The 24,261-nt window shown below is 59.7% G+C and carries 20 protein-coding genes; 13 read left to right on the forward strand and 7 right to left on the reverse strand.

Going from position 1 to position 24,261, the window contains the following annotated elements; translation table 11 throughout:
• Positions 1–3 precede the first annotated feature (3 nt).
• Positions 4–3,099 carry an efflux RND transporter permease subunit gene (locus V7773_RS11055; RefSeq protein ID WP_336073383.1) on the forward strand — a complete coding sequence of 1,032 codons (3,096 nt, stop codon included), beginning with the start codon at positions 4–6 and terminating at the stop codon, positions 3,097–3,099.
• A gap of 110 nt (positions 3,100–3,209) precedes the next feature.
• On the opposite strand, the gene V7773_RS11060 is transcribed toward V7773_RS11055, so the two are convergent.
• The 4 genes from V7773_RS11060 to V7773_RS11075 all read right to left on the reverse strand — a co-directional run bounded on the left by V7773_RS11060 (position 3,210) and on the right by V7773_RS11075 (position 7,362).
• Positions 3,210–4,058, reverse strand: a complete 849-nt coding sequence (locus V7773_RS11060; protein ID WP_336073385.1) for an ureidoglycolate lyase — start codon at positions 4,056–4,058, stop codon at positions 3,210–3,212.
• Between the two features lie 31 nt (positions 4,059–4,089).
• A complete protein-coding gene (locus tag V7773_RS11065) occupies positions 4,090–4,830 on the reverse strand; it encodes an SDR family oxidoreductase (RefSeq protein ID WP_063321683.1) in 741 nt (246 codons plus the stop codon).
• Positions 4,827–6,209 carry an MFS transporter gene (locus tag V7773_RS11070; RefSeq protein WP_063321684.1) on the reverse strand — a complete coding sequence of 461 codons (1,383 nt, stop codon included), beginning with the start codon at positions 6,207–6,209 and terminating at the stop codon, positions 4,827–4,829. Before V7773_RS11070 ends, V7773_RS11065 begins: the two co-directional genes overlap by 4 nt.
• Positions 6,210–6,366: 157 nt before the next feature.
• On the reverse strand, positions 6,367–7,362 hold the full coding sequence (locus tag V7773_RS11075; protein ID WP_336073387.1) for a LysR family transcriptional regulator: 996 nt from the start codon (positions 7,360–7,362) through the stop codon (positions 6,367–6,369).
• A 113-nt stretch (positions 7,363–7,475) separates the two neighbouring features.
• On the opposite strand from V7773_RS11075, the gene V7773_RS11080 reads away from it, so the two are divergent.
• The 4 genes from V7773_RS11080 to V7773_RS11095 all read left to right on the forward strand — a co-directional run bounded on the left by V7773_RS11080 (position 7,476) and on the right by V7773_RS11095 (position 11,411).
• Positions 7,476–8,657, forward strand: a complete 1,182-nt coding sequence (locus V7773_RS11080; protein WP_336073388.1) for a fumarylacetoacetate hydrolase family protein — start codon at positions 7,476–7,478, stop codon at positions 8,655–8,657.
• A gap of 43 nt (positions 8,658–8,700) precedes the next feature.
• The gene (locus V7773_RS11085; RefSeq protein WP_092461755.1) at positions 8,701–10,485 is read left to right on the forward strand and encodes an IlvD/Edd family dehydratase; all 1,785 of its coding nucleotides are present in this window, start codon (positions 8,701–8,703) and stop codon (positions 10,483–10,485) included.
• Between the two features lie 134 nt (positions 10,486–10,619).
• Entirely contained in the window at positions 10,620–10,838 is a 219-nt protein-coding gene (locus V7773_RS11090) for a tautomerase family protein (protein WP_003200762.1), read from the forward strand.
• A gap of 102 nt (positions 10,839–10,940) precedes the next feature.
• On the forward strand, positions 10,941–11,411 hold the full coding sequence (locus V7773_RS11095; protein ID WP_336073393.1) for a DoxX family protein: 471 nt from the start codon (positions 10,941–10,943) through the stop codon (positions 11,409–11,411).
• A 24-nt stretch (positions 11,412–11,435) separates the two neighbouring features.
• On the opposite strand, the gene V7773_RS11100 is transcribed toward V7773_RS11095, so the two are convergent.
• Positions 11,436–12,113: a TetR/AcrR family transcriptional regulator gene (locus tag V7773_RS11100; RefSeq protein WP_336073394.1), complete on the reverse strand. Its 678-nt coding sequence runs from the start codon at positions 12,111–12,113 to the stop codon at positions 11,436–11,438.
• Between the two features lie 148 nt (positions 12,114–12,261).
• Here V7773_RS11100 and phlG point away from each other — a divergent pair, with 148 nt between their 5' ends.
• On the forward strand, positions 12,262–13,143 hold the full coding sequence (phlG, locus tag V7773_RS11105; RefSeq protein WP_092142112.1) for a 2,4-diacetylphloroglucinol hydrolase: 882 nt from the start codon (positions 12,262–12,264) through the stop codon (positions 13,141–13,143).
• Positions 13,144–13,162: 19 nt separating this feature from the next.
• On the opposite strand, the gene V7773_RS11110 is transcribed toward phlG, so the two are convergent.
• A complete protein-coding gene (locus V7773_RS11110; RefSeq protein ID WP_063321691.1) occupies positions 13,163–13,789 on the reverse strand; it encodes a TetR/AcrR family transcriptional regulator in 627 nt (208 codons plus the stop codon).
• A 419-nt stretch (positions 13,790–14,208) separates the two neighbouring features.
• On the opposite strand from V7773_RS11110, the gene V7773_RS11115 reads away from it, so the two are divergent.
• The 6 genes from V7773_RS11115 to V7773_RS11140 all read left to right on the forward strand — a co-directional run bounded on the left by V7773_RS11115 (position 14,209) and on the right by V7773_RS11140 (position 20,491).
• On the forward strand, positions 14,209–15,291 hold the full coding sequence (locus V7773_RS11115) for a hydroxymethylglutaryl-CoA synthase (RefSeq protein WP_003200752.1): 1,083 nt from the start codon (positions 14,209–14,211) through the stop codon (positions 15,289–15,291).
• Positions 15,292–15,321: 30 nt separating this feature from the next.
• The gene (locus V7773_RS11120) at positions 15,322–16,518 is read left to right on the forward strand and encodes a thiolase family protein (protein ID WP_057447984.1); all 1,197 of its coding nucleotides are present in this window, start codon (positions 15,322–15,324) and stop codon (positions 16,516–16,518) included.
• A 10-nt stretch (positions 16,519–16,528) separates the two neighbouring features.
• Positions 16,529–16,969 carry a Zn-ribbon domain-containing OB-fold protein gene (locus V7773_RS11125; RefSeq protein ID WP_014337947.1) on the forward strand — a complete coding sequence of 147 codons (441 nt, stop codon included), beginning with the start codon at positions 16,529–16,531 and terminating at the stop codon, positions 16,967–16,969.
• Between the two features lie 156 nt (positions 16,970–17,125).
• Positions 17,126–18,175, forward strand: coding sequence for a type III polyketide synthase (locus V7773_RS11130; RefSeq protein WP_063321692.1), 1,050 nt, complete (start codon positions 17,126–17,128; stop codon positions 18,173–18,175).
• Positions 18,176–18,302: 127 nt separating this feature from the next.
• Positions 18,303–19,568, forward strand: a complete 1,266-nt coding sequence (locus V7773_RS11135; RefSeq protein ID WP_336073493.1) for an MFS transporter — start codon at positions 18,303–18,305, stop codon at positions 19,566–19,568.
• Positions 19,568–20,491: a hypothetical protein gene (locus tag V7773_RS11140; protein WP_063321693.1), complete on the forward strand. Its 924-nt coding sequence runs from the start codon at positions 19,568–19,570 to the stop codon at positions 20,489–20,491. Before V7773_RS11135 ends, V7773_RS11140 begins: the two co-directional genes overlap by 1 nt.
• Before the next feature lie 55 nt (positions 20,492–20,546).
• Here V7773_RS11140 and V7773_RS11145 read toward each other — a convergent pair whose 3' ends face one another.
• On the reverse strand, positions 20,547–22,769 hold the full coding sequence (locus tag V7773_RS11145; protein ID WP_336073397.1) for a TonB-dependent receptor: 2,223 nt from the start codon (positions 22,767–22,769) through the stop codon (positions 20,547–20,549).
• 245 nt (positions 22,770–23,014) lie between these two features.
• Here V7773_RS11145 and V7773_RS11150 point away from each other — a divergent pair, with 245 nt between their 5' ends.
• Complete coding sequence (locus tag V7773_RS11150) at positions 23,015–24,241, forward strand: MFS transporter (protein ID WP_336073398.1); 1,227 nt, start codon at positions 23,015–23,017, stop codon at positions 24,239–24,241.
• The last annotated feature ends 20 nt before the right edge of the window (positions 24,242–24,261 follow it).

Consider the following 24,261-nt stretch of genomic DNA (forward strand, 5'->3'; position numbering starts at 1 on the left):
GCCATGCCGCAGTTCTTCATCGACCGTCCGGTGTTCGCCTGGGTGGTCGCGCTGTTCATCCTGTTGGCCGGTATCCTGGCCATCCCGCAACTGCCGGTGGCGCAATACCCGGTCGTGGCCCCGCCCCAAATCGAGATCTACACCGTCTACCCGGGTGCCTCGGCGCAAACCGTGGACGAAAGCGTGGTCAGCCTGATCGAGGAAGAACTCAACGGCGCCGACAACCTGCTGTATTTCGAGTCCCAGAGCAGCCTGGGTAGCGCCACCATCACCGCGACCTTCCAACCCGGCACCAACCCGGAACTGGCCCAGGTCGATGTGCAGAACCGCCTCAAGGCCGTGGAGTCGCGCCTGCCGCAAGCGGTGACCCAGCAAGGCTTGCAAGTGGACAAAGTCTCCGCTGGTTTCCTGCTGCTGATCACCCTCACCTCCAGCGACGGCAAGCTCGACGACGTGGCTCTGAGCGACTACCTGGCGCGCAACGTGATGAACGAGATCAAGCGCCTGGACGGTGTCGGCAAGGCCCAGTTGTACGGGGCCGAACGGGCCATGCGGATCTGGATCGACCCGCAGAAACTGGTGGGCTTCAACCTGACTCCGGCCGACGTAAACGCAGCCATCGTGGCGCAGAACGCCCAGGTATCGGCCGGTAGCCTGGGCGATTTGCCGAGCCGCCACACCCAGGAAATCACCGCGACCATCGTCGTCAAAGGCCAGCTCAACACACCGCAAGAGTTCGCCGACATAGTGCTCAAGGCCAACCCCGATGGCTCGACGGTGCGCATCGCCGACGTGGCACGGGTAGAAATCGGCAGCCAGGAATACCAGTTTTCCACGCGCCTGAACGGCAAGCCGTCCACTGCCGTGGCCGTGCAACTGTCTCCGGGCGCCAACGCCTTGAACACCGCGACCCTGGTGCGCAACAAGATGGACGAGCTGTCGCGCTACTTCCCGGCCGGCGTGGAATACAAGATCCCCTACGACACGTCGCCGTTCGTCAAGGTCTCGATCACCAAGGTGATCTACACCCTCGGCGAGGCGATGTTGCTGGTGTTCGCGGTGATGTTCCTGTTCCTGCAGAACATCCGCTACACCCTGATCCCGACATTGGTGGTGCCGGTGGCGCTGATGGGCACCTTCGCGACGATGCTCGCGCTGGGGTTCTCGATCAACGTGCTGACGATGTTCGGCATGGTGCTGGCCATCGGCATCCTGGTGGACGATGCCATCGTGGTGGTGGAGAACGTCGAGCGGATCATGGCCCGGGAAGGCTTGTCGCCCAAGGAGGCCACACGCAAGGCCATGGGGCAGATCACCGGGGCGATCATCGGCATCACCCTGGTGCTGGTGGCGGTGTTCATTCCGATGGCGTTCATGCAGGGCTCGGTGGGGGTGATCTACCAGCAGTTCTCGCTGTCGATGGCGACATCGATCCTGTTCTCGGCCTTTCTCGCCCTGACCTTGACCCCGGCGCTTTGCGCGACCTTGCTCAAACCGATCGCCAAAGGTGATCACCACGCCAAGACTGGATTCTTCGGCATGTTCAACCGTGGTTTCGACCGATTCGGCGAGCGCTATCAAGGTTGGGTGGCCTATGCGGTAAAACGCAGCGGCCGTTATCTGCTGATCTACGGCGTGTTGCTGGTGGGCATGGGCGTGCTGTTCAGCCGCCTGCCCTCCTCGTTCCTGCCGGTGGAAGACCAGGGCTACACCATCACCGACATCCAGCTGCCACCGGGTGCCAGCAAGAATCGTACGGTGCAGGTGGTCGAGCAGATCGAAGCCCACAATGCCGGCGAACCGGGGGTCGGTGACAGCACGATCATTCTCGGTTTCAGCTTTTCCGGCAGCGGCCAGAATGCGGCCCTGGCCTTCACCACCCTCAAGGACTGGTCGCAACGCGGCGCCGAGGATTCGGCGGCGTCCATCGCCGACCGCGCCAACCTGGCCCTGGGTCAAATCAAGGACGCCATGGCGTTCTCGGTGCTACCGCCGCCGGTGGATGGCCTGGGCACCTCCAGCGGTTTCGAGTTCCGTTTGCAGGACCGAGGAGGCCTCGGCCATGCCACCTTGATGCAGGCCCGCAGCGAATTGCTCGCCGCCGCCGACAAAAGCCCGATGCTGATGAATGTGCGTGAAAGCGCCCTGGCGGAGGCGCCGCAGGTGCAATTGGAAGTCGACCGCAAGCAGGCCAATGCCCTGGGCATTTCCTTTGCCGACGTCGGCAGTGTGTTGTCCACGGCAGTGGGTTCGACCTACATCAACGACTTCCCCAACCAGGGGCGCATGCAGCGGGTGGTGGTCCAGGCCGAGGGCGACCAGCGCAGCCAGGTCGAAGACTTGCTGAAAATCCACGTGCGCAACAACAGCGGAAAAATGGTCCCGTTGTCGGCATTCGTCCAGGCCCGCTGGACCCAGGGGCCGGCGCAATTGACCCGCTATAACGGTTATCCGGCGGTGAGCATTTCCGGCGAACCGGCACCGGGCTACAGCACCGGACAAGCCATGGCCGAAATCGAACGGCTGGTGGCCCTGGGGCCGACAGGCCTGGGCCAGGAATGGACGGGGTTGTCCTTGCAGGAACGCCTGTCCGGCAGCCAGGCACCGATCCTGTTGGGCCTGTCGCTGCTGGTAGTGTTCCTGTGCCTGGCGGCGCTGTACGAGAGCTGGTCGATCCCGACCTCGGTGTTGCTGGTGGTGCCGCTGGGTGTGCTTGGCGCGGTACTGGCCGTGTCGTTGCGCGGCATGCCTAACGATGTGTTTTTCAAGATCGGGCTGATCACCATCATCGGCCTGTCGGCGAAAAACGCGATCCTGATCATCGAGTTCGCCAAGAGCCTGTACGACGAAGGTCACGACCTGATCGACGCCACGCTACAGGCCGCACGCCTGCGCCTGCGGCCGATCATCATGACCTCGCTGGCCTTCATCCTTGGGGTGGTCCCGCTGGCGATTGCCACGGGCGCCAGCTCGGCGAGCCAGCAGGCCATCGGTACCGGCGTGATCGGCGGGATGATCACCGCCACGCTGGCGGTGGTGTTTGTGCCGGTGTTTTTTGTGGTGGTGATGAAGCGTGTCAGGCGTGTTGAACCGAAGTGAGGCCAGGCCGGGCCACCGCTATCGCGAGCAAGCTTGCTCCCACATTGGGTCTACAGCGGACACCATATCCGCGTGCATCCGGAATCGTTCTGTGGGAGCGAGCCCAGCCCTCAGTCCGCCTGCACCGTGACCTGGCGCTGTTCGCCCAAGCCCTGGATTCCCAGGCGCATGGTCTGGCCCGGCCGCAGGAACACCGGGTTGGGCTTGATGCCCAAGCCGACGCCGGGCGGCGTGCCGGTGGAGATCACATCCCCGGGTTGCAGGCTCATGCACCGGCTCAGGTAGGCAATCAGTTGCGGCACGCTGAAGATCAGCGTACGGGTATTGCCATTCTGATAGCGGTGTCCGTCGACCTCCAGCCACAGGTCCAGCGTATGCGGGTCGGCGATTTCGTCCCGCGTCACCAGCCACGGCCCAAGGGGGCCGAAGGTGTCAAAGCCTTTGCCCTTGTCCCAGGTGCCGCCGCGCTCCAGTTGCCACTCGCGCTCGGACACATCGTTGATGACGCAGTAGCCGGCGACATGCTCCATGGCATTGGCTTCGTCGATGTAGCGTCCGCCTTTACCAATGACCACGCCCAACTCGACTTCCCAATCGGTCTTGAGCGAGCCGCGCGGGATCTGGATGTCGTCGTTCGGCCCGCAGATGGCACTGGTCCATTTATTGAAGATGATCGGCTCTTTCGGCACCTCCATGTTCGACTCGGCCGCATGGTCGGCGTAGTTCAGGCCGACGCAGATGAATTTGCCGACCTGCCCGACACAGGCACCGATGCGCGGCTGGCCGGCCACGCGCGGCAGGCTGCGCGGGTCGAGGGTGGCGAGCACTGCCAGGCTGTCCGGGCCAAGGGCCTGCCCGGCGATGTCCGGCACATGGGCCGAGAGGTCGCGGATCTGATTGTCGGCATCCAACAGCCCGGGTTTTTCCGAACCTTTTTCGCCGTAGCGCAATAGTTTCATGTCGTGCTCCTGCTCAAGTGAAGACCGGGGTTCAGATGCTCATGCCACCGTCGATGATGTGGATGGCACCCGTGGTGTAGGCGGACGCATCGCTGCCCAGGTACAACGCCAACTGCGCGATCTCTTCAGTGTGGCCGATGCGGCCCATGGGCTGGCGGTCGAGAAATTGCCGGTAGACCTGCGCCTCATCCACGCCCTGCTGCGCGGCCTGGTCAGCGATGCGCTGACGCAACGAGGGTGAGTCCACGGTGCCTGGGCAGATCGCGTTGCAGCGGATGCCCTGACTGACGAAGTCGATGGCGACGGCCTTGGTCAGGCCCACGACTGCGGCCTTGCTGGTGGCATAGGCGAATCGATTGGGCACGCCCTTGACGCTGGAGGCCACCGACGACATGTTGATGATCGAACCGCCGCCACGGGCCAGCATGCCCGGCAGGAACGCATGGATCATCCGGTACATGGCCGTGACATTGAGGTCCATCGAACGTGCCCAGGCCGCTTCATCGCATTGCAGTATGTTGCCGCTGTGCACGTAGCCTGCGCAGTTGAACAACACGTCGAGCCCACCGATGCGTTCACAGGCGGCGCTGATGGCCGCAGGCGACGTGACGTCCAAAGGCATGGCGGTGATCCCTTCGATCCCCGCCAGCGCCTGGATATCGATGTCAGTGGCGAACACCTCCGCACCGGCCCGGGCGAAAGCAACGGCGCTGGCCAAGCCAATGCCCTGCCCCGCTGCCGTGACCAGTACGCGCTTGTTTTGTAGGTTCATGCGGTCTCCAGTTGCGCTGCCGTGGTGGCGTGCTTGGGCGTCCTGCCGAGCATCGAGGCGGGAATGGCCAGGATCAGTCCACCACTGACCAAAAGACACAAGGCCAGTACATAGGTGCCGTTATTGATGTTGCCCGTGAGGGTTTCCGCCACCGCGGTGATCATCGAACCGGTGAAGCCCGACAGGTTGCCGATGGCGTTGATCATGCCAATGCCGGCTGCGGCGGCGACGCCCGACAGCACGGTGCCCGGCAGGGTCCAGAAAATCGGCATCAGGCTGAGGATCCCGGAAGCGGAAACACTGAGAAAGAGCACGGACAACACCAGGTTGTCGGCGAAGAACGCACTGAGGATCAGGCCGGCTCCGCCAATGAACGCCGGGATCGCCGCGTGCAGGCGCCGCTCACCGGTGCGGTTGGAGTGCCGGGCGTTGAGCAGCATCGCCACCACTGCCACCGAGTAAGGAATGGCGGTCAGCAAACCGATGTGCAAGCTGTTGGTGATACCGGTGCTCTTGATGATCGACGGCATCCAGAACGCCAGGCCATAGAAGCCGGTGTTGAAGGTCAGCAGGATCAACACCAGCAACCACACCCGAGGATTGAAGAACACTTCACTCAAGCGCGTGGCCTTGCCCTGGTTGTCGGTTTGCAGGTTGGCCTTGAGCAGGGCTTTTTCCGCGACAGACAGCCATTTGGCTTTGTCGATGTTGTCGGCCAGGCAGACGATCACCACGAACGCCATGATGATCGAAGGAATGCCTTCGATCAGCAACATCCATTGCCAGCCAGACAGGCCATGCACCCCTTGCATGCTGTTCATCAGCCAACCGGAAAGTATCCCGCCCAGGGTCAGACTGACCGGCAACGCCAGCAGGAACCCGGACATCACCCGGCTCTGCCGATGGGTCGGGAACCAGTAGTTGAGGTACAGGATCACGCCGGGGAAAAAGCCCGCTTCACAGATGCCCAACAAGAAGCGCAACACATAGAACATGCTGCTCGATTCGATGTGGAAGAAGCCTGCCAGCGGCACGGTGTAGGCCACGGCCATGGAGATCACCGCCCAGGACAGCATGATCCGGGCAATCCAGAACCGCGCGCCAAAGCGATGCAGCAACAGGTTGCTGGGGACTTCGAAGAGGAAATAGCCCCAGAAAAACATACTGGCGCCCAAGGCATACACCGTGTTGCTGAATTGCAGCTCGTTAAGCATGTCGAGCTTGGCGAACCCGATGTTCACCCGATCGAGGTACGCCGCCATGTAGCACAACAGCAACACGGGCAGGATCCGCCAGATCACCTTGCGGTAGGTCCGGTCTTCGAAATCCAATTCGCAGGCGGGCGCCTGCGCGGGCAACTGCTCGGAGATGGTTTGCATGAGGTAACCCCTGATTGTTTTTATTGGGTCACGTCGAATGAGCGAATCATCCGGCGATTGAACGAGGACTCTACTGTCGGAGATCGATTCTTTCCCAATGGCATTTTTGGATTAGTCGATAACGTATTGTTATCGAAACTTGGGTTTGGCAAGCGGGCTACTGCGTAGCCCAGCGGGAGCAAGCTCCCTCGCCACAGGGTTCAGTGCAGGCCGATCCACCGCTCAGGCGGGCGTTGTCCTTGAGAATCTCGGCGAACTCCAGCGCCGCGCCTACCAACGGCTCATCCTTGCGCGTGAGAATGCCGTAGTCCTGCGGCACCAGGTGCAGCGGGGTGTCGAGGGTCTTGAGCTGGCCGCTTTCGAGCAGCGGATCGACCATCGCATGGGGCAGCATGCCGATCATGGGCCCGCGTTGCAGCACTTGGAGGAAGGTCTGCATGGAAATGGTGTCGATGGTGTTGCGCGGCATTCCCACCCCGGCCTCGGCGAACGCCAGCTCCATGCGTGCGCGAATCGGCGTGCCGACCGGGTAGAGAATCCATGGCAAGTCCACCAACTGCTGCAAGGAGACCGGGCCCGCGCCGGCCAACGGATGGCGATAGTTGACCACGATGCAGAACGGCTCTGGGGCCAACGGCTGGAAGTCATAGCGCTGCTGCTGGCTTTGATCGGTAAAACGGGCCACCGCCAGGTCGAGCGTCTTCTCTTCAAGCATCTCCATCAGGTGGTTACTGGTCTGCTCCACCACTTCAATCGACAGCAACGGCCAGCGCTGCTTGATCTGCAAGATCGCCTCGGGCAAAGCCACCGCAGTGGCGGCAAAGATTCCGCCGACCTTGAGAAAGCCGTGACCACCCTCGCGCAAGCTGCTGATTTGCTCGACGAACGAGCGCGCATCATTCAAGGCAATCTGCGCATACCGCAGTACGTGTTCGCCCAAAGCCGTAGGCGGCATGCTCCGTGGCAGCCGTTCGAACAGGGCAAAGCCGAGCAGGCTTTCGATTTCCTTGAGCATCTTGCTGATGGCCGGCTGGCTGAGGTTCATCTGCTGCGCCGCCAGGTGCATGTTGCGGGTGCGCCCCAAGGTGTCGATCAGCAGCAAGTGGCGGAATTTGAGCCAGCCACAGAAGCTGGAGAAGGACAGATCTGACATGGCTATTCCTCAGGCCGGCGATAACCCAACGTTATCAAATACTGAATATATCTCATTGGAGTTTATCGAGCGGCCACCCTAGCGTGAAGGCTTTACGAACAGGAAGACTTGCCATGTCGCTACTGCTTACTCCCGAGAATACCCTGCCCGTCGATGGTGTGGCCGGAACCCTGATTGGTCGTGCCTGGGTGCCAGGCCGAATCGCCGGGCCTTCGCCCATTGCGTTGCGCAGCGACGGTGTATTCGATCTCTCGGATCGTTTTGCGACATTGAGTGATCTGCTGGAAACAGAATCGCCGCTGGCCGCCGTGCGACAGACGCCCGGCACCTTCATCGCCAGTGTCGAAGCCCTGCTGGCCAACACCGGCCCTGATGCCGACCCGAGCAAACCGTCGCTGTTGCCGCCCCTGGACTTGCAAGTGATCAAGGCCGCCGGCGTGACCTTCGCCGCCAGCATGATCGAGCGTGTGATCGAGGAACAGGCCGGCGGCGATGCCGCGAAGGCCGAAGCCGTACGCGCCACCGTCCGCAGCGTGATCGGCGACAACCTGCGCACGATCGTGCCGGGCTCCGAGCAAGCCATGCGCCTCAAAGCCTTGCTTATCGAACAGGGCATGTGGTCGCAGTACCTGGAGGTCGGCATCGGTCCGGATGCGGAGATCTTCACCAAGGCGCCGGTCCTGGCCGCCGTGGGCAGCGGCAGCCGCATCGGCATTCACCCCGGCTCGCAATGGAACAACCCGGAGCCCGAAGTGGTGCTGGCCGTGAACAGCCGGGGCCAGATCCTCGGCGCCAGCCTGGGCAACGACGTCAACCTGCGGGATTTCGAAGGCCGCAGCGCACTGTTGCTGAGCAAGGCCAAGGACAACAACGCCTCCTGCGCCATCGGGCCGTTCATTCGCCTGTTTGACGAACACTTCAGCCTGGATGATGTCAGGGAGTGCGTGGTCGATCTTCAGGTACACGGCGAGGATGGCTACCGCCTGCACGGCTCCAGCTCCATGAACCAGATCAGCCGCGACCCGCAGGACCTGGCAGGCCAGACACTCAACGCCAATCACCAATACCCGGATGGTTTTGTGCTGTTTCTCGGTACCCTGTTCGCCCCCACCGAAGACCGTGATCAAGCCGGCAGTGGTTTCACCCACAAACGCGGTGATGTGGTCAGCATCAGCAGTCCGTTGCTCGGAAGCCTGCATAACCAGGTGACCCACAGCTGCGACGCCGCCCCCTGGACCTTTGGTGTCAGCGCCTTGCTGCGTAACCTTGCCGCCCGAGGACTGCTGGACCGCTAAAACGCCGTGACCGATTCATCCAATTACAAGAGAGAAATGAATCATGAGTGACACGCCAAAACACCGCCTGCGCAGCGAACAATGGTTCAATGACCCGGCTCACGCGGACATGACCGCCCTGTATGTCGAACGCTACATGAACTACGGGATGACCCGCGAAGAACTGCAGTCGGGACGCCCGATCATCGGCATCGCCCAGACCGGCAGCGACCTGACGCCCTGCAACCGTCATCACTTGGAACTGGCCCAACGGGTCAAGGCCGGTATCCGTGATGCCGGCGGCATTCCCATGGAATTCCCGGTGCACCCGATCGCCGAACAGTCGCGTCGCCCCACCGCCGCACTGGACCGCAACCTGGCGTACCTGGGGCTGGTGGAGATTCTTCACGGTTACCCATTGGACGGCGTGGTGCTCACCACCGGCTGCGACAAGACCACCCCGGCCTGCCTGATGGCCGCGGCGACCACCGACCTGCCGGCCATTGTCCTGTCCGGCGGGCCAATGCTCGACGGCCACCACAAGGGCGAACTGATCGGCTCCGGCACCGTACTCTGGCATGCACGCAACCTGATGGCCGCCGGCGAGATCGACTACGAAGGCTTCATGGAAATGACCACTGCGGCATCGCCGTCGGTGGGTCACTGCAATACCATGGGCACCGCCTTGTCGATGAACGCCCTGGCCGAAGCCCTGGGCATGTCGCTGCCCGGTTGCGCGAGCATTCCGGCGCCCTATCGCGAGCGCGGGCAAATGGCTTATGCCACCGGCAAGCGCATCTGCGACCTGGTGCGGCAAGACATTCGTCCGTCACAGATCATGACCCGCCAGGCCTTCGAGAACGCCATCGCCGTCGCCTCGGCACTCGGCGCTTCGAGCAACTGCCCGCCGCACTTGATCGCCATCGCCCGGCACATGGGCGTCGAGCTGAGCCTGGAGGACTGGCAACGGATTGGCGAGGACGTGCCGCTGCTGGTCAATTGCATGCCGGCGGGCAAGTACCTGGGCGAGGGTTTCCATCGGGCCGGAGGCGTGCCCTCGGTCATGCATGAACTGCAAAAAGCCGGGCGCCTGCATGAAGACTGCGCCACGGTCAGCGGCAAGACCATCGGCGAAATCGTCAGCAACAGCCTGACCAGCAACACCGATGTGATCCATCCCTTCGACACCCCGCTCAAGCACCGGGCCGGCTTCATCGTGCTCAGCGGCAACTTCTTCGACAGCGCGATCATGAAGATGTCGGTGGTGGGCGAGGCGTTTCGCAAGACCTACCTGTCCGAGCCCGGCGCCGAGAATAGCTTTGAAGCCCGGGCCATCGTATTCGAAGGACCGGAGGACTATCACGCGCGGATCGACGACCCGGCGCTGGACATCGACGAGCGCTGCATCCTGGTGGTCCGTGGCGTTGGCACCGTGGGCTACCCCGGTAGCGCCGAAGTGGTGAACATGGCCCCGCCAGCGGCGCTGATCAAGCAAGGCATCGACTCCCTGCCCTGCCTCGGCGATGGACGTCAGAGCGGCACTTCGGCGAGCCCGTCGATCCTCAACATGTCCCCGGAAGCGGCCGTGGGCGGCGGCCTGGCGTTGCTGAAAACCAACGACCGGCTGAAAGTGGACCTGAACACACGCACCGTGAACCTGCTGATCGACGACGCCGAGATGGCCCAGCGCCGCCGCGAATGGACGCCGAATATCCCACCCTCGCAAACACCTTGGCAGGAACTGTACCGGCAACTGGTGGGACAGCTTTCCACTGGGGGCTGCCTGGAGCCGGCGACGTTGCATCTGCGCGTGATTGCCCGCAGTGGTGAACCGCGTCACTCGCACTGAGCCGAGCGGCCGATTGTTCACGCACGTTGAATGCTGATGACAATCCAGAGGGATTTATTCCATGGACCTGAAGGGGAAAGATGCGCTTGGGTTGTTGACCCTACCGAATCTTTCCTACACCACGGAGTCGATCCATGCCATTTGCCAACTACAAATTCCCCGAAGGAATCCTGGACCACGCCCGCAAAGAAGAGATCATCCATCGCACCACAGAGATGTTTGTCGAGTACTTCGGTGAGGGCGTTCGTCCGTTCACCATGGTCCTTGTCGAAGAGGTTGCAGACGGCGGATGGGGGCGTGCCGATGAAACGCTGACACTGGCGAAGATGGGCCTGCCCGCCAAAGGGCAATAGCGCCTAGGGAGTATTCGCAGAGGTATCGCCCCTTGCACAGTGCAGGGGTCGCTATCGAATTCATGCGTCAGCGCTTCAAGCAACCCTGCCAGGGATTCCCCCATGACCATTCAAGTCTTATCGTCGCTGCGCTGCGTGTTAGCCGCTGCGACTGAACGAGTCGCCCGCGTCGAAGCGCCCCTGTACACCTTGCTGCGGATCATCTTCGCCGGGGTCCTGCTGACCCACGGTTTGCCAAAGGTTCTGCGCATTCCCCACGGTTCGATGGCGGATCCAATGGCCGCCTCGATCAACCTCATCCAGAACGTGATGGGGCTGCCTTTCGCGGCACAGCTTGCCTTCCTGGTCATGCTGCTGGAGACGGTCGGCGCGCTCATGTTGGCGATAGGGCTCGGCACACGACTCGTCGCCCTGCTGATCGCCATTGAGATGGTTGCGATCAGCTATGCACTGGGGCCGACATGGCCCTGGATAGATCGAGGCATCGAGTTTCCAGTGCTGATGGGGTTTCTTGCCCTCTACATCGTCGCGCGCGGCGGCGGTGCCTACTCATTGGACTCGCGCCAACGGTAGCCCTCATAACCATGGACCCTCGCGTCAGTTTGCAGCGTCGTGCGCAGTCGCGGCCACTGCCTGGAGCCCACCAAGGGCATAGCTCATCATGTGCTCGATCAAACCCTGCGGCTCGAGACTCAACCCTTGCAGCACATGCTGCTTTAACGGCTGATGGGCTATAAGCAAGAAAAGACAGGGGGCAAAGACACTGATGGCGCTGCGCAACGTTGTCGGGTGATCCGCTGGCAAGTTCATGATTTGCCCAAGCAAGCCACGCAGAATGTGCGCCTTGGGAAACGACTGCTCCTTGAGTACCACCTCAAACTCGGGAGAAGGCGAAAGCACTTCGCGCGTGAGCACTTTCAGCGCCCAGCCATCCGGATGGTCGTACAGGCGCTCGACCAGCACGGTGATGAGGGCACGTAATTTGTCTTGCGCCGAGCCGGGCCGCTCGTTAAGCGAAACCAGAGTTTCCATCCGCACCAACCGAGCGTGGGCTTCGAGCAATACCGCGCGGTACAGGCCCTCTTTGTTGACGAAGTGATAATTCACCGCCGCACTGTTGGCTTGCGAACGTTCGCAAATCTGCTTGCTGGTGGTGTTGGCCAATCCCTGTTCGGCAAACAATTCACCCGCTTTTTCCAGAATCTGCAGCCGCGTTGCCTGCCCATCGAGCCGCGAAGCACGAGGCAGGGAAGGCTTGCCAATGGCATTGTCCATGAGCTCATCTCTTTATAGTTCTAATTCAAATTTGACTTTTTATTTCCGCCTACCTATTTTGGTCCCGTCATTGTCCCTTTACAACACCGCGCGAGGACTTCGCAGCCGATGCTCCGGGCTTTTCGCGCACTATCAAGGAAATACCGTCATGGAAGCGCGCGTAATGACACCTTTCACCTACTTCTCATTGCCAATGCAGAAGCAGTTCCTGGCCAATCAGCAGGCCATCCAAGGCAAACCCTACGCCGACTTTTTCCGCTCGAAGATCAGCGTGCCGCTCAGTGCCGTCGAAAAAATACAGCAAGGCCCCATGCCCTTGGCTGACGCCTTGACGCCCAGCGTTGAAGACCTTAACCGCATGCTCGCCGCTGATTTCATCAGCGAAGAGGCCGGATACGCCCTGCTGCCAGGGCCGATGGCCTATGTGCAAAGTCGCAAGTTTTTTCCCAACTGCACCGCGCAGATGCTCAAGTGGTGGTTCATGTGGCATCCACTGGAGGCTGAACGCTACACCCTGTGGTTTCCTTATGCCCACGTGGAAAACCCCTGCGTTCATCACGAGCGCCTCCTGGACGATACCCTGACCTTCGAGGAGCGCTTGTATGGCAATACCTTTTGCGCCTCCGAGTACGTCGGTGACCGCCTCATGCACCTGCACATTGATTTCAGGGACCCCTGCGAACTGGGCTTCTGTCCGGATCTTTACCGCGAATCCAAAATAGACGGCAGTGTCAGCGCCTTGATGAGCCTGGCCCACGAACCGCAAGTACCGGTGTCGCTGATGGCGCACTTGTTCAAGGAATGCCCGGAGGGTTTGTACCTGACGAGCCGTTACTGGGTCGGCAGCCACCCCGCCATGCAGCGTTTTCCAGGCGCCGAGCGCGCCGCCCAGCTACTGGAAGAAAACGGCCTGGGAGAAGTGGAGCTGGAAACCCTGGCTTATGAATTTGCGGTGCATGACTTGTGTGAGTTCAACCACCTGGCCAGCATCCTGCCGAGCCTTCATGCACGATTCAGCGGCGCGAAATAAGCCCAACCCCTCCCGATAATCAGGCTTCGGCGGCGTCTTGAACCGCCGCCGAAGTCGGGCGCAGTACCCCGTTCATCAGCAGCGTCGTGAACTCATTGATATCTGCCTCCACCTCCAACTGCTCGGTCAACAGCCGGTACCAGCAAAACCCAAAGATCATGTCCAAGAGCAATTCACGCGATGTATCCTTGGGCAACTCGCCCTGCTGAATAGCTTTTTCCACCAGCTTGCGAGGCAACTCCCTACGCCGCTCCATGAATTCGTCTTTCAGCTTGGGCAGCGTGCTGGGATCGAGCTGGGCCTCAGCAATGACGCATCGAAAAGCTTCCCCGCAAATCGTCTCTCGCCAGACCTTCCAGAGATTGAGCAGCAAGAAATTGAGGTTCTCCTTGAAAGTGCCTTTATCAGGCTCTTTGCGAATCTGCTCGCTTTCACTCTCGTAGACCTCGGCGATCAAGGCTGCCTTGTTACCCCACCACCGGTAGATTGTCGGTTTGCTCGCGCCAGCGCGGCGGGCCACCGCCTCGATGCTCAACCCCGAGTAACCGCACTCTTTAAGTGTTTCTATGGCAGAAATGATGATCGCTTTGTGCGTGTGAGGGCTCCTCAATGAGCCAATGGAGCTCCGAGATGGTTTACGGGCCATAAATCAAAATCTCCAATATGGCGCTTGACAAAAGAGACTCAGGGTATAGGATTCTCTCGAAAAGCAATGAAACGGATCGTTTCGTTTTGTATATTTATGTGATCTCAGCCTCGGCTTAGCAGGGGGTCTCTTGAGCGCTTATTACCTCTAAATAGGGAGATATGAGAAGGAACGTCATAAATTTTTAACGCCACCTTAACGATACGGTACGTTTCGTATCATACATAATGATTGCACGAAAACAAACCTATTGTTCATAGGTTGACCGGTAGGTTCTGCTGCTTGGACCTGCCGATTTATGGGGCATGGGACCGCCATTTATCACTTTGCGAGCACCAATAGATAGTTTCTAAATATTTCATGCGCCTGTCACGGCTTTCTGCCAGCAGGTGAAAGAACGGAATCTGGAGGAAGTACACATGAATAAAGTAGGAATTGTGAGCTATGGCGCGGGCATCCCGGTCTGCCGGCTCAAGGTGGACGACGTGATCCAGGTGTGGAAAAACACCGATTTGAGCTTGGTAAAGGGTCAATTGGGCGTCCTTGAAAGGGCTGTGCTGCAACCTGATGAAGACGTCATTACCTTGGGCGTCCTCGCCGCCCAACGCGCACTGGACAAAGCGCCGCCTTGTTCCCTTGAAGCGCTTTATCTTGGCACCTGCACCAATCCATATGACTCCCGGGCCTCGGCCGCGATCATCCTGGAAATGCTTGGCTGCGGCTATGACGCCTTTTGCGCAGACGTGCAGTTTGCCGGCAAATCCGGCACCAGCGCCCTTCAGATTGCATACGCCTTGGTAGCATCGGGCATGGTGGGCAACGCGTTGGCAGTGGGCGCCGATACGATCAACCGCAACACCGCCCCCGGTGATTTGACAGAGTCCTACGCCGGAGCGGGCGCCGCTGCCCTGCTGTTGGGTACCGAAAATGTGATCGCGCATTTTGACGCAAGTTTTTCTTGCGCGGCGGATGTCGCTGACAACATCAGGCCTCAAGGGGACCGCTATATCCGGTCGGGAATGGGATTGGGCTCGGACAAGAACAGCATCGGCCTGGAAGACCAGACTCGCCGTGCTGCCTCGGGATTGATGGCCAAGATCCATGCGCAGGCCGGTGATTTCGATTATGTCGTCTTCCAACAGAACCTGGTTTCAACCCCCTACTCTCTCGGCAAGCACCTGGGATTCACGACGGCGCAAATCGAACCTGGCATCTATGCCCAGAGTGTCGGCGATGCTGGGGCAGCAAGCCCTTTGCTGGGCTTGGTCAACGTCCTCGATCAAGCGCGTCCCGGTGAAAGAATCCTGGTGGTTTCCTATGGGTTTGGTGCGGGCAGCGACGCCATTGCCTTGACCGTCACCGATGCCATCGAAGCCTATCAAAAGACCAACGTTCCGCTGCGCACGCTGCTGGAGGATAAGTACTACGTGGATTACGGGACGTCGATCAAGTACGAGTTCAAATACTTGCGGCCCGACTACGCCCTGACGGCCTATCTCTGATTCCAATTCATCCAGCAAGGAGCACTTTTTATGAGCGCACGACGCGTTGCTATCGTTTCGGCTGCCTATACCCCTAAGCCCGGCAGTTCCAGAGTTCGCCAGACGTTCAAGGAGATGATCGTCGAGTCCGCCTACCAAGCGCTCAACGCCATCAAGATGCATCCCCGCGAACTCCAGGCTGTTGCCTATGGCTACCACGGTGAAGGCATTTCTGAATACGGAGGCCTGGGCCCGACCATTTCCGATGCCTTGGGTATCAGCCCTGCCCCCACGTTCATGAGTACTGCCAACTGCACGAGTAGTTCGGTGTCTTTCCAGATGGCTCACCAAATGGTCGCCTCAGGTGAATACGACATCGTCCTGTGTGGCGGTTTCGAAAAAATGACCGACCACATCAACTACGCCGAGTACATTGGCTCCAGCACCGAATGTGAATACGATTATTTTCTAGGCATCTCACACACAGACGCCTTCGCCCTGGCGACCGCCGAGTATTTTGAAAAGTTCGGTTATGCAGGACGTGAAGCGGATGTATTGGCAACCTTTGGGCGGCAGATGCGTATCTATGCCCATAACACCCCCACCGCCACCCGCTACGGCGTGCCGATTCCGTCCCTTGAAGCGCTCAAGAGTAGCGAAGCGTGTGGCTCGATGTTGGCCTGGGGCGAAGCCAGTGGTTGCGCCATCCTGGTTGCCGAACACCTTGCGCACCGTTACACGACCCAACCGGTATTTATCCGCGGCTGTGCCTACACCGGTGTATCGCACTATTTCGGCACGCGTTATCACAACCCGACGTTGCAATTTCCGGGGCTGCCAAAAGATGTAGGCATGGCAGTTTCCGCCAACTCGATGGCCTGCGCAGAAATCGCCTACAAAAAAGCCGGCATCACTGCAAAGGATATCGATGTGGCGCAAGTCTACGACTTGCTGGGCGCCGGGTTGATTCAAATGGAGTCCATGGGTGTATGTGGTCCAGGCCAGGCAGGCGACTTCGTATTGGAAGGCGGCATAGCTCTTGATGGACAACTTCCCCTGAACACTGACGGCGGCAACATCGGACGCGGCCACGCCTCCGGTTGCGATGGGATTTTGCACATTACTGAATTGTTCCGACAGCTTCGCGGCGAGTCCAACAACCAAGTCAAAGGCGCCCGTATTGGTGTCTCGCAAAACCTGGGCGGTTACGCCGCGCACAACAGTGTCATTGTGCTTTCCAACGATTAAGGAGCCGACCATGTCCCTTTACCCTGAACAGATTCACCGCATGACCACCGCCAGCATGTTGCGCGAATGGCGCGAGCATGGCGGCAAATACCGCCTCGAAGGCAGCCGTTGCCAGGATTGCGAAGAAATTTTCTTCCCTCGGCGCACCGTCTGCGGCGCATGCAATTCGTTGAATGTGGAACCGTATCGCTGCGCACGCACCGGCACGATCCAAGTCAGCGCCCATGCCGAGAATCCGATACTGGCGGCCATGGGCTATGGCGAAACCGTGCCCCGCTTCATGGCGATGGTGCGTCTGGATGATGGCTTGGTGATTGCCTCGGAAATCGTAGATGTCATCGATCCCCGGCAAGTTGTCAGCGGTGCGCCCGTGCGCATGGTTATTCGCAAACATGTCCGGGAAAGCAACTTGGCCTGGCAATATGCCTATAAGTTTGTATTGGTGAAATAACAAACAAGGCCTCCGCCACCTCGCTCTTTCGATAACAACAGTCAAGTTTTTTGGCTCCCCAGCCCGCTGCTTTGATTCTGTCTTTCAGAGTCCTGCTTTGCAGTCATTGCCTTAAATGTGCTTCTAACTTTATTGGCTTCTAGCCGAGGACTTGTCATGTCTACTCTTTGCAAACCCAGTCTGCTGTTTCCGCAATACAAGATCACCCAGCAACAAATGATCGAGCATCTAGAGCAGTTGCATGATGATCATCCACGAATGGCACTTGCCAAACGAATGATTCAAAACACACAGGTGAACGAACGGCACTTGGTCCTGCCTATCGATGAACTGGCGGTGCACACTGGCTTCACCCACCGCAGCATCGTTTATGAGCGCGAAGCCCGCCGCATGTCATCCATCGCGGCGCGCCAAGCCATTGAAAATGCCGGGCTGACCATCGACGACATTCGCATGGTCGCGGTGACATCGTGCACCGGTTTCATGATGCCCTCGCTCACGGCCCACTTGATCAATGACCTGGGCCTGCGAACGTCGACCGTACAACTGCCCATCGCTCAATTGGGCTGCGTGGCAGGCGCTGCGGCGATCAATCGCGCCAATGATTTTGCCAGCCTGGCGCCGGACAACCATGTCCTCATCGTCTCCCTGGAGTTCTCGTCGCTCTGCTATCAACCCCAGGACACCAAGTTGCACGCGTTCATATCGGCGGCGTTATTCGGCGATGCCGTATCGGCCTGCGTCATGCGCGCCGATGACAAGGCGCCTGGTTTCAAGATCGCCAAGACCGGGTCTTACTTCCTGCCTGATAGCGAGCACTACATCAAATATGACGTCAAGGACAGTGGCTTTCACTTTACCCTGGACAAGGCCGTCATGAACTCCATTAAAGATGTCGCACCAATGATGGAGGAATTGAACTACGAGACCTTCAATCAACATTGCGCTCAAAATGACTTTTTCATCTTCCATACCGGCGGACGGAAAATTCTTGATGAACTGGTCCTGCAACTGGACCTGGAACCCGGCCGGGTCGCGCAGTCTCGCGACAGTTTGAGCGAAGCCGGGAACATCGCCAGCGTGGTGGTCTTCGATGTGCTCAAGCGCCAGTTTGACAGCGGGCTTGTCGATGGCGCGACTGGCATGCTGGCGGCCTTCGGCCCCGGTTTCACCGCTGAAATGGCCGTGGGCAAGTGGGTCGCCTGACAGATCCGATAAAACACCGGCAGCCAGGGGCACACCTGCCCCTGGCTGCCGGAGTATGGATCGCAGGCGTTCACCTCGCTCAAGAGGGCTTCGAAAGCGCTAGGGAAAGAAGGAAAAGAACATGGAGATGAAGTATCTGGTCGCTCGACCTTGGGGCGGCTATGAAAGACGCATGATCACGCTTCTGTCACTGAGCTTCGGGCTGGTAGGACTGGACAGGTTCATTATCATGCCGCTGTTCCCGGTGATCATGCGTGACTTGGCCCTGGACTATCAGGACTTGAGCATGTTGTCGGCCATCCTGGCATTTGCATGGGGAGGCTCTGCCCTGTTCATGGGCGCCGCCATCAGGCTACTGGGCCCCAAGAAGTTGCTGGTGCTGTCGATCACCTTGCTATCGATTCTGGCCGGTGCGTCTGCATTGATCACCGGCCTGGTGGGCCTGGTGCTCTTGCGCGCCTTGATGGGCGTCTGCGAAGGGGCCTTCACTCCGGTCAGTATCATTGTCACCGATGAAGTCTCGCAGCCTTCCCGGCGCGGACTCAATCTAGGGATTCAACAGGCCTTGTTCCCCATCATCGGCCTGTGCCTCGGACCGCTGCTGGCGGGTGTATTGCTGGAAATGTGCGGATCCTGGCGCGCCGTATTCGCCATCATTTCGTTACCCGGCCTGTTAATGGCCTGGTACCTCTATAGAACCTACCAACCGACCCAGGCGCCCTGCACGGAGTCGATGGCACATACCTCCAAAAGCCAGTGGAGGACGGCCCTGTCCTGCGGGAATGTGCGGCTCAATATTGCCTTGATGCTCTGCATACTGACGTGCCAGTTCGTTCTGTGCGCCCTGCTCCCTAGCTACCTGACAGACATTCTGCACCTGAGCAATTTCTCCATGGCCATGATCATTTCTGCAATTGGCCTGGGTGGTTTTTTTGGCCAACTGGTCATTCCCGGCTTGTCCGACCAACTGGGTCGCAAGCCCGTGGTCTCCATCTGCTTCATGATCAGCGCCCTGTTGGTGGGTTTGTTGATCATCAGCCCACCGTTGCCCTGGCTACTGTTCCTTCAATTATTTTTCTTGTCCTTTATCAACTTCAGCCTGATCTGCATGACGGTCGGTCCACTGACCAGCGAATCAGTGCCACCCAGTTTATTGGCCACCGCGACGGGCCTGGTGGTGGGCTGCGGAGAGATTCTTGGAGGGGGCGTCGCCCCTGTCGTCGCCGGCTACATCGCCATGACGTGGGGACTTACCGCGATTCTGTTCCTGGCACTGGCCGGAAGCATCACGGGGGGCTTGCTGTCCTTACGGCTCAAAGAGGCAAACCCGGCGTTCAACGGACTCAAGGACTACGCCCCCCTGTCCGCACGCTTGACCCTGGAGGATAAGTAATGACCCACTATGTAATGTTGCTGGACTCTCCAGTGCCGCGAGGAGGCCTTGGCGTATTTGACTTCAAGTCCGGGCAAAGCCGGGAGGTGCGTCCCCCCCAGGGAAATCTTTATGAAGCCCTGGCCCATTGCGCGGATCGGAATATGGACTGGGAGTCTTATCTCAAGGACCTGCCGTCCACGCCCTACCCGCTTACGCCTGCGGCGGTGAAATACCGACCGCCGCTCAAGCCCGATAACAACTTGTTGGTCCAGATCAGCGAAATCACGCTCTGTACCGCCAAGACAGAACAAGCCTGGTATTACAAAGGTAACGGCCGACTGCTCAAGACCGACGGCGACCCTTTGCAGGTGCCCTATCATTCACAAAGCATCAGTAGCGAGCCGTGCATTGTCTGCCTCTATTGGGTCGACCCGTTTGGTGCGCTGCGCTTCATTGGTTTTACCCTGGGTAACGATATTCACGATCATGTATTGCACAGTCGTGACGCCATTTCTTCAACGCATGCGCACTTGCGCACCTGTGCGATTGCCCCGGCATTGATCGTGGGGGAGTTGCAGGCTGACTTGGCCATCAATGTCCAAATAGAACGCGACGGCCAACCCTTGACGGCAAGTCACCACCGGATGAGTTTGCATCGCTGGCAGAGTCTGCGCCGATACTCGGAAGAGTTCTTGGAGAAACACGAGCAGTTTCTCGAGCCCGGGCTGGTTCATTACGTGTTTCACAGCTTGAGCCATCGCACCGCGAATGTGCCGCTCCAGCACGGTGACTGGCTCAGCATTGACTGCCCCGAACTGGAATTGGCCATGAGCAATCAAATCGTCGAAGAAGAATTGGTGTCGCTGGTGCCCTTGCCTGCGCGGCGCGCTCCTGACCATGACTGTATCGACCGGCCCCTGCCCGTGCCGAAAAAGTTCTGATCGACCGCTATAAACGAGGAGGTGGCCCTTGGTTTGAGCCACCCTTGCCCGCTTCTTAGAAATCGACCGTGGCCGAGAGTTGCAATGTGCGCGGAGAGCCTGGAGAGAACGCCCCATACGAGGCGACACCCGACCAGTATTCGCGGTCAAAGACATTTTGGACCGTGGCTCGGAAAGTCGTCGGTCGACCTTCGATCTTGGTGGCGTAGCGAGCGCCCGCATCGAAACGGGTCCAGGCATCCAGCTCCTGGGTGTTGGCCTGGTTCACGTATTGGCTGCTGGTGTAGATCGCGCCACTGGTGAGGGTAAAGCCTTCCACCCACGGGGTGTCCCATTCGGCCCACAGGTTGGCTTGCACGTCTGGCACGCCCACCGGCTTATTGCCACGGTTGGCCGCTGTGGCGGAATCCGTCAGCTCACCATCGAGCAATGTCACGCCACCCATCAAGCGGGTGCCGGGGGCCACTTCGCCGAACACGCTCAGTTCCACGCCACGGTTGCGCTGTTCGGCCTGCACCGAGAAAACATTGTTCGCACCGAGTTCGCCACTGGGCTTCTCGATCTGGAACAGCGCCAAGGTGGTCATGAACGTGCCGTGCTCGTACTTGACGCCCATCTCGTGCTGCTTGGATTCATAAGGTGCGAATGTTTCTAGAGGATTGTTCGCGTTGGCTGGCGCAACGTCACCTTTACTCAACCCCTCGACATAGTTGTAGTACAGCGACACGTCCTCCCAGGGCTTGACCACCACGCCGACCATCGGGGTCGTGGCACTGTCGTCATAACGGGAACTGACCGAACCCGTCTCGCTGTAATTGCGTGACTCGACCTTCTGCCGGCGCACCCCCAGGGACAGTTGCAGACGGTCATCCAGTACCGACAAGGTGTCGGTCAAGGCGAAACCGGACAATTGCGACTCGGAAACCCGTGACACCTTGGGTGCATTGATGGCTGGCTTGGGCACGTCCACCGGGTGATAAATGTTCGAGGGGATATCTGCCCCCCGGTTGATGCCCCGGGACAGCTCATCCTGATAAGTGCTCGCCATCAGCGTGGTCGTGTGGCTGACAGGGCCGGTATCGAATATCCCGCGGATCCCCACGTCGGCTGTCGAACGGTCCACGTTGAATTTGTAGTACCCCGGCCTGTTGCTGATATCGCCTGCACTATTGATGATATCTGGCACCTGGTCGGACATTCGCTTGACGTCCGAACGACCGCCACCGGCGTGGGCAAACACCGTGACCGCGTCCGTCAAGTCGTATTCGCCCCCCAGCAACGCCGATTGCTCCTTGGTGTCCGACCAACCCCATTTCTGTGATGCATTGGTACGACCGTTGGGGGCGGATGGAATTTCAACGCCACGCGCGACGGTGAAGGGCCGCGAGGCACCGTCAAAGTTTTCTTTCTGGCTGATGAAGTCGAGGTTCAAGCGCAAACGCTCGCCCCGATAATCCAGGGCGATAGCTCCGATGCCGAGTTCGCGTTCCTGGTCGTCGATGGCCGTGTCGCCACCCTGGAGGCTGCCGTTGAAGCGCACGCCAAACTGGTTTTCCGAGCCGAATCGACGGCTGACATCCAGGTGCCCGCCCACTTGGGAGTCGGACGCGTAGCTGCCGGTAAAGCGCGTCAGGTCTTCGTCCAACGGACGCTTGGGAACGATATTGATCACCCCGCCCACCCCGCTGTTCGGAGACATGCCGTACATCAGCGCCCCCGGCCCCTTGAGCACTTCGACCCGTTCGGCGTAGTCGGTGAACACCCGGTAGTTGGGTGCCACGCCGTATACGCCGTCGTAGGCCAACTCGCCGAGGTTACCCTCGCCGATGGGAAAACCACGGATGAAAAACGAATCGACGATGCCGCCCACCTGGCCTGTCGAGCGCACCGAAGGGTCTCGTTGCAGGGCGTCGGCCACGGTCACGGTTTGCAGGTCGGCCAGGGTCTTGGCGGTGTAGCTGGTCACGCTGAACGGCGTGTCCATCACGTCCTTGTTGCCCATCATCCCCAAGCGTGCGCCGCGCGCCACTTGACCACCGGCCAACACGGGCGGCAGTGCGCCTGGGTCGTTGTGGGTGCCGCTGATGGTGGTGGCGTCAAGGGTCAAGCCTTGGCCGTTGTCCTTGGAGGCGTCCAGGGTCTTATCGGCGCCAGGCGCCTGTTCGGGGGTTGCCGCCCAGGCGGTGGCGCTTCCTGCGACCAGAATGAAACTCAGCGTGGCGCTACGAATCGCGACGGATAACGCAGACTCACCACAAGGTCGACGTGCAACAGACATGGCTTAAGGATCCTTTTCAACGAGAGAAAATGGTAATCACTCCTATTGCCAGTCGACCTGCGGAAAAGTATCACCTCCCGGGGATTATTTTTTCAGACTGCGCCAAAGCACTCACGCATACCGACGCTGCTGCGGTATCGACACCTTGCAACCTCTCGCGCAGCCGGGCATCTTGCCGACCCTGTCATCGCCAGCAGCACACGCTGCGCTACCCGCTTGCTGGCGTTTAACCACCGAGGCTGATCATGTCCCACACAGGTGTCGTCCAGGGTTCGAGCGTCAGAGTCCTGATTTATCTTCTGTTCGCGATCCAGCTCATCTCGATGGGCGCGATGGAAATGAGCGGGCCATTTTGGCCGGTTCACCTGCGCGGGCTGACGTCCTCGGCGTCGGTTTTCAGCTTCGCCAGCATTGCCGTGTATGTCGGGCCGATGCTGGGCATCATGCTGACCAGCACCTTTTGGGGCCGTATCGGTGATCGCTACGGCCATAAGTGGATGATGATCCGCGCCCTGGCAGGCTTGTCGCTGACCCAGCTCGGGCTGGCGCTGTGCAGCGATATCTGGATCATTCTGGTCCTGCGCTTCTTGCAGGGCGCCTTTGCCGGATACATCGCCCCGGCGCAGGCCTACGGCGTCAGTATCGAAGCCCCATCGCGGCGAGCGCGACTGTTCGCGATTCTGCAAATATCCACCAATGTCGGCTCATTGCTCGGCGCCATAGTCGGGGGGGTGATCCTCGACTACGCCACGTTCTTCTGGATCAACCTCACCGCCTCGGTGTTGTGCGCAGTGTGCACGGTGGTGGCCGCCGTGGCCTTGCCGGATGTGCCGCCAGTGAAGAGGTCCTCGGCGAGCCAGGCCCCGGCAGCGAAGAGCCGTACCGACAGTATCTGGCAAGGATCGTCGTTGCTGTCGTTGTTATGCGTCATGGGCATTCTGCTGTTGGCGCGGATGCTGCCGCAAACATCATTCTCCTTGTATGTGAGCGCGGTATTCGTCGTCAGCAACTCGCTCGTCGGCCTGTGCTACGGCTTGCTGGCGCTGGGTTTCATTCTGTCGGCCACGGCCTGGTCGCGCTATTTCGAGCACCATACCCAACAGCAAACCTTGCAGCGCATCCTCTACATCGTGCTGGGTTGTGTCGCCTTGACCGCCCTGGCGGGGATCACGCGCAACGTCATCGTATTTGTCATTGCCTACTTCATCTGGGGCGTGCTGCTGGGTGCCACCACGCCAGTGCTGATGGCCCTCATCTCGAAATCCGCCGACAGCTCACGACAAGGCCACGTGCTGGGCATTGCCCAGGGCACCACGCAATTCGCTTCGATCGCGGGCATTTCGATCGGTGGATTGCTCAGCCAGGTCTACGGGTTGCAATACACCTACCTGTTCGTTTGCCTGGCCTATGTGCTGGCGCTGATCCCCATCATTGCATTGCTTTATAGGCCCGCGGGCCTTGCGCGTGGCTGAAACAGGGTTGCTGAATGCCG

The sequence above is a fragment of the Pseudomonas sp. 3JA genome (assembly GCF_036961705.1).
GTDB classification, from domain to species: domain Bacteria; phylum Pseudomonadota; class Gammaproteobacteria; order Pseudomonadales; family Pseudomonadaceae; genus Aquipseudomonas; species Aquipseudomonas fluorescens_Q.

Excerpts from the sequence above, each read along its gene's own strand:
- V7773_RS11140 (WP_063321693.1), top strand. The coding sequence starts at position 19,568 with ATGACCCACTATGTAATGTTGCTGGACTCTCCAGTGCCGCGAGGAGGC.
- V7773_RS11095 (WP_336073393.1), top strand. The coding sequence starts at position 10,941 with ATGACCATTCAAGTCTTATCGTCGCTGCGCTGCGTGTTAGCCGCTGCG.
- V7773_RS11065 (WP_063321683.1), bottom strand. The coding sequence starts at position 4,830 with ATGAACCTACAAAACAAGCGCGTACTGGTCACGGCAGCGGGGCAGGGC.
- V7773_RS11100 (WP_336073394.1), bottom strand. The coding sequence starts at position 12,113 with ATGGACAATGCCATTGGCAAGCCTTCCCTGCCTCGTGCTTCGCGGCTC.
- V7773_RS11085 (WP_092461755.1), top strand. The coding sequence starts at position 8,701 with ATGAGTGACACGCCAAAACACCGCCTGCGCAGCGAACAATGGTTCAAT.
- V7773_RS11080 (WP_336073388.1), top strand. The coding sequence starts at position 7,476 with ATGTCGCTACTGCTTACTCCCGAGAATACCCTGCCCGTCGATGGTGTG.
- V7773_RS11150 (WP_336073398.1), top strand. The coding sequence starts at position 23,015 with ATGTCCCACACAGGTGTCGTCCAGGGTTCGAGCGTCAGAGTCCTGATT.
- V7773_RS11130 (WP_063321692.1), top strand. The coding sequence starts at position 17,126 with ATGTCTACTCTTTGCAAACCCAGTCTGCTGTTTCCGCAATACAAGATC.
- V7773_RS11120 (WP_057447984.1), top strand. The coding sequence starts at position 15,322 with ATGAGCGCACGACGCGTTGCTATCGTTTCGGCTGCCTATACCCCTAAG.
- V7773_RS11115 (WP_003200752.1), top strand. The coding sequence starts at position 14,209 with ATGAATAAAGTAGGAATTGTGAGCTATGGCGCGGGCATCCCGGTCTGC.
- V7773_RS11055 (WP_336073383.1), top strand. The coding sequence starts at position 4 with ATGCCGCAGTTCTTCATCGACCGTCCGGTGTTCGCCTGGGTGGTCGCG.
- V7773_RS11075 (WP_336073387.1), bottom strand. The coding sequence starts at position 7,362 with ATGTCAGATCTGTCCTTCTCCAGCTTCTGTGGCTGGCTCAAATTCCGC.
- V7773_RS11090 (WP_003200762.1), top strand. The coding sequence starts at position 10,620 with ATGCCATTTGCCAACTACAAATTCCCCGAAGGAATCCTGGACCACGCC.
- phlG (WP_092142112.1), top strand. The coding sequence starts at position 12,262 with ATGGAAGCGCGCGTAATGACACCTTTCACCTACTTCTCATTGCCAATG.
- V7773_RS11070 (WP_063321684.1), bottom strand. The coding sequence starts at position 6,209 with ATGCAAACCATCTCCGAGCAGTTGCCCGCGCAGGCGCCCGCCTGCGAA.
- V7773_RS11135 (WP_336073493.1), top strand. The coding sequence starts at position 18,303 with ATGAAGTATCTGGTCGCTCGACCTTGGGGCGGCTATGAAAGACGCATG.
- V7773_RS11110 (WP_063321691.1), bottom strand. The coding sequence starts at position 13,789 with ATGGCCCGTAAACCATCTCGGAGCTCCATTGGCTCATTGAGGAGCCCT.
- V7773_RS11060 (WP_336073385.1), bottom strand. The coding sequence starts at position 4,058 with ATGAAACTATTGCGCTACGGCGAAAAAGGTTCGGAAAAACCCGGGCTG.
- V7773_RS11145 (WP_336073397.1), bottom strand. The coding sequence starts at position 22,769 with ATGTCTGTTGCACGTCGACCTTGTGGTGAGTCTGCGTTATCCGTCGCG.
- V7773_RS11125 (WP_014337947.1), top strand. The coding sequence starts at position 16,529 with ATGTCCCTTTACCCTGAACAGATTCACCGCATGACCACCGCCAGCATG.